Raw genomic sequence first — 4166 nt, 5'->3', positions numbered from 1 at the left:
GGTTTAGAACGTCGTGTGACGATTACGGTACCGGCGGACGTTATTGATAACGAAGTAAAACGTTTATTAAAAGAAGAATACCGTCACCGCCGTGTGAATGGTTTCCGTAAGGGAAAGATTCCTCCACACGTATTGCAGAAGCTATTTGGTCGCGAAGCACGCTCTCGTGCCGCATCTGGCGTAATGCAGAGCAAATACTATGAAGCGATCATGCAGGAAAAAATTAACCCTGCAGGTGCGCCGGCGATCGAGCCTAAAGTTAACGAACCAGGTAAAGACCTAGAGTTCACTGCAACTTTTGAAGTATACCCAGAAGTTGAGGTTAAAAACCTCGACAAGATCGAAATTGAAAAACCTACCGTTGAAGTCACTGATGCTGATGTCGATAGCATGTTAGAGACTTTGCGCAAGCAACACGCGGGTTGGAAAGAAGTTAAGCGTAAGTCTAAAGACGGCGATCGCGTAACCATGGATTTCGTGGGTTCAATTGATGGTGAAGAGTTTGAAGGCGGTAAGGCGTCTGACTTTGCACTTGAACTGGGTGAAGGCCGCATGATTCCAGGTTTTGAAGACCAGATCAAAGGCATTAAAGCAGGTGAAGAGAAAACCATCGAGGTGACCTTCCCTGAAGACTACCACGCTGAAAACCTTAAAGGTAAAGATGCACAGTTTGCGGTTACGGCTAAGAAAATCGAAGAACGCGAACTGCCAGAGCTTAACGATGAGTTCGTTGCTTTGTTTGGCGTGAAAGAAGGCGGTGTTGATGCATTAAAAGCGGAAGTTCGCAAAAATATGGAACGCGAGCTGAGCAACACGGTTAAGAGCAAAGTTAAAGAGCAAGTATTGAAAGGCATCGTTGAGCACAATGAAGTCGAATTGCCAAAAGCGATGATCGATCAGGAGATCGATGCATTGCGTAAACAAGCAGCAGAACGCTTTGGTGGTAACGCCGAGCAAATGCCTAATTTACCTGCTGAATTGTTTGAAGAACAAGCAAAAGAGCGCGTGAAAGTGGGTCTATTGTTAGGCGAAGTCATTCGCACTAACGAGATGAAAGCAGAAGACGAGCGTGTTGATACGATTATCGCTAACGCTGCTTCAGCTTACGAAGATCCGCAAGAAGTCATTGAGTATTACAAGTCTAACAACGACATGATGCAACAGATTCGTAATGTTGCGCTTGAAGAGCAAGCGGTTGAGTTTGTACTTGATAAAGCTAAAGTGACAGAGAAAGAAGCGAGCTTCGATGACATCATGAACCCTAAGCAATAATCTATCCGCGAGGATAAATCGACGGAGTCCTTGACGAGCTCCGTCACTGCTTGGTTTAATGGCTCGTATGTAACTCATACGAGCCTTTTTCTTATTAGGAGCTTTATCATTCATGTCTAACGATATTCAGGATCCCATGGCACAGCTCGTTCCGATGGTTGTAGAGCAAACCTCTAAAGGTGAGCGCTCCTACGATATTTATTCGCGACTGTTGAAAGAGCGTGTCATTTTTTGCTGTGGACAGGTCGAAGACCACATGGCTAATTTGATTGTTGCCCAATTATTGTTTTTGGAATCAGACAATCCTGATAAAGACATTTATCTTTATATTAACTCTCCCGGCGGCGTTGTTACTGCGGGTATGGCGATTTATGATACCATGCGGTTTATCAAGCCGGATGTGAGTACTGTGTGTATGGGTCAAGCAGCCAGTATGGGCGCATTCTTGCTTGCAGGCGGCGCACAGGGTAAACGCTATTGCTTGCCTAATTCACGCGTGATGATTCATCAACCGCTTGGTGGATTCCAAGGACAAGCTTCAGATTTCGAGATCCATGCGAAGCAAATATTGGATCTTAAAGAGCGTCTAAACCGTATGTTAGCTGAGAATACTGGGCAAGATTACGAAAAAGTGGCGCGTGATACGGATCGCGACCATTTCTTGACTGCGCCTGAAGCAGTCGATTATGGCTTAGTCGACGGCATATTGAATAAGCGCGGCGAAGAGTAGTAGGAGAGTCGAATGACCGATAAAACGCAAGGCGACGGTGAAAAGCCGCTCTACTGTACATTCTGCGGTAAAAGTCAGCATGAGGTGAAAAAGCTTATCGCTGGGCCTTCAGTGTTTATTTGTGATGAGTGTGTCGATTTATGTAACGATATTTTGAAGGAGGAAATTCAAAATATTGCTGCGGCACCTGAACACGATAAGCTTCCTGTGCCCAAAGAAATCCGTAAGCACTTGGACGATTATGTCATTGGTCAAGAGCGCGCCAAGAAAGTATTGTCAGTGGCGGTTTATAACCACTACAAACGGTTGCGTAACGCAGGTAAAGGCAAAGATGACGTTGAGCTGGGTAAAAGTAATATTTTGCTGATTGGTCCGACTGGCTCAGGTAAAACGTTCCTTGCTGAGACAATGGCGCGATTCTTGGATGTTCCGTTTACCATGGCGGACGCGACTACGCTAACGGAAGCAGGTTATGTGGGCGAAGATGTAGAGAACATTATCCAAAAACTTCTGCAGAAATGCGACTATGACGTTGAGAAAGCAGAGCGTGGTATCGTCTACATTGATGAAATTGATAAAATTTCGCGTAAGTCTGAAAATCCATCCATTACACGTGATGTGAGTGGTGAAGGGGTACAGCAAGCGTTATTGAAATTAATTGAAGGTACGGTCGCTTCTGTACCTCCACAAGGCGGGCGTAAGCATCCACAACAAGAATTTTTGCAAGTTGATACATCGAAAATCTTGTTCGTTTGCGGTGGTGCATTTGCTGGGCTTGAGCGCGTGATCGAACAACGTTTAGCGACTGGAACAGGCATTGGCTTTGGCGCTCAAGTAAAAAGCCCCAACAGTGCGGCGCAAAGTGAAATCATCAGTCAGGTTGAACCAGAAGATCTAGTTCGCTACGGCTTGATCCCTGAGTTTATTGGTCGCTTACCTGTCGTGGCAACGCTCGATGAACTCAATGAAGATGCACTCGTTGAAATTCTGCGTGAGCCGAAAAATGCGCTTACGAAACAATACTCCGCATTGTTCGAAATGGAAGATGTAGAGCTCGAGTTTCGTGAAGACGCCTTGCGAGCGATTGCTAAGAAAGCGATGAACCGTAAGACCGGTGCACGCGGCTTACGCTCTATTGTCGAGGGTGTATTATTGAGCACCATGTATGATCTTCCTTCGATTGACGGCGTATCTAAAGTGGTGGTGGATGAATCAGTGGTAGCTGGCGAATCAGACCCTATTTTAATCTACTCAAATCAGTCAGATGAAAAACACGCATCAGGCGAATAAGCGGGTGTGTATTGCCCAAAGTTGACAAAAGGGGCCATTTCGGCCCTTTTTTTATGCAAACCGTTGAACTTTGCCATATAGACCACATATTAAAGAAAGAACTAAGGTCAGGAGAATTTGATGAGCGAAGAACGTACAGAGCAACTAGATATGCCTGTTCTCCCATTACGTGATGTAGTGGTTTACCCCCATATGGTGATTCCACTGTTCGTGGGTCGCGAAAAATCTATCCGTTGTTTAGAGGCTGCAATGGATGGCGATAAACGTGTCTTTTTAGCAGCCCAGAAAGATGCATCGGTTGATGAGCCTACGGAAGAGGACATTTATCGTGTCGGCACGGTAGCGAGTATTTTACAATTGCTGAAACTACCCGACGGTACCGTCAAAGTATTAGTTGAAGGTCAGCAACGCGCTGAACTTGATCAACTCAAAGACAGTGACGACTATTTTCAGGCGAGTATTCATTACTTAGCATCTGAGTCATTGCCTGAAAAAGAGGAAGAGGTACTGGTCCGCTCGGCAATGAACCAGTTTGAAGGCTATGTGAAGCTGAATAAAAAAATTCCGCCGGAGGTACTGACCTCCTTGTCTGGAATTGATGAATGTGATCGTTTGGCTGATACCATGGCTGCACATATGCCGCTCAAGTTAGCCGAGAAACAACATATCTTAGAAATTACCGATGTCCGTGAGCGCTTGGAGTATCTGATGGCGTTGATGGAAAGCGAGATCGACATTCTGCAAGTTGAAAAGCGCATCCGTAGCCGTGTTAAAAAGCAGATGGAAAAAAGCCAGCGCGAGTACTATCTGAATGAGCAAATGAAAGCCATTCAGAAGGAGCTTGGCGAGAGCGAAGGTGGCGTAGACGAGTTTG

At 45.6% G+C, this 4166-nt stretch carries 4 protein-coding genes; all 4 read left to right on the top strand.

Annotated features, from left to right (window positions below; all coding sequences use genetic code 11):
• On the top strand, nucleotides 1-1272 hold a 1272-nt coding region (gene tig, locus OS145_RS05010; protein WP_006955135.1), incomplete at its 5' end, for a trigger factor.
• A gap of 112 nt (nucleotides 1273-1384) precedes the next feature.
• Nucleotides 1385-2002: an ATP-dependent Clp endopeptidase proteolytic subunit ClpP gene (clpP, locus tag OS145_RS05005; protein WP_006955134.1), complete on the top strand. Its 618-nt coding sequence runs from the start codon at nucleotides 1385-1387 to the stop codon at nucleotides 2000-2002.
• A 12-nt stretch (nucleotides 2003-2014) separates the two neighbouring features.
• Nucleotides 2015-3292 carry an ATP-dependent protease ATP-binding subunit ClpX gene (gene clpX / locus OS145_RS05000; protein ID WP_006955133.1) on the top strand — a complete coding sequence of 426 codons (1278 nt, stop codon included), beginning with the start codon at nucleotides 2015-2017 and terminating at the stop codon, nucleotides 3290-3292.
• A gap of 120 nt (nucleotides 3293-3412) precedes the next feature.
• A partial coding sequence (locus OS145_RS04995) for an LON peptidase substrate-binding domain-containing protein (protein ID WP_006955132.1) occupies nucleotides 3413-4166 on the top strand: 754 nt, incomplete at its 3' end.

The organism is Idiomarina baltica OS145, from assembly GCF_000152885.1.
GTDB lineage: Bacteria > Pseudomonadota > Gammaproteobacteria > Enterobacterales > Alteromonadaceae > Idiomarina > Idiomarina baltica.
This window is presented reverse-complemented; position numbering and strand designations above follow the sequence as displayed.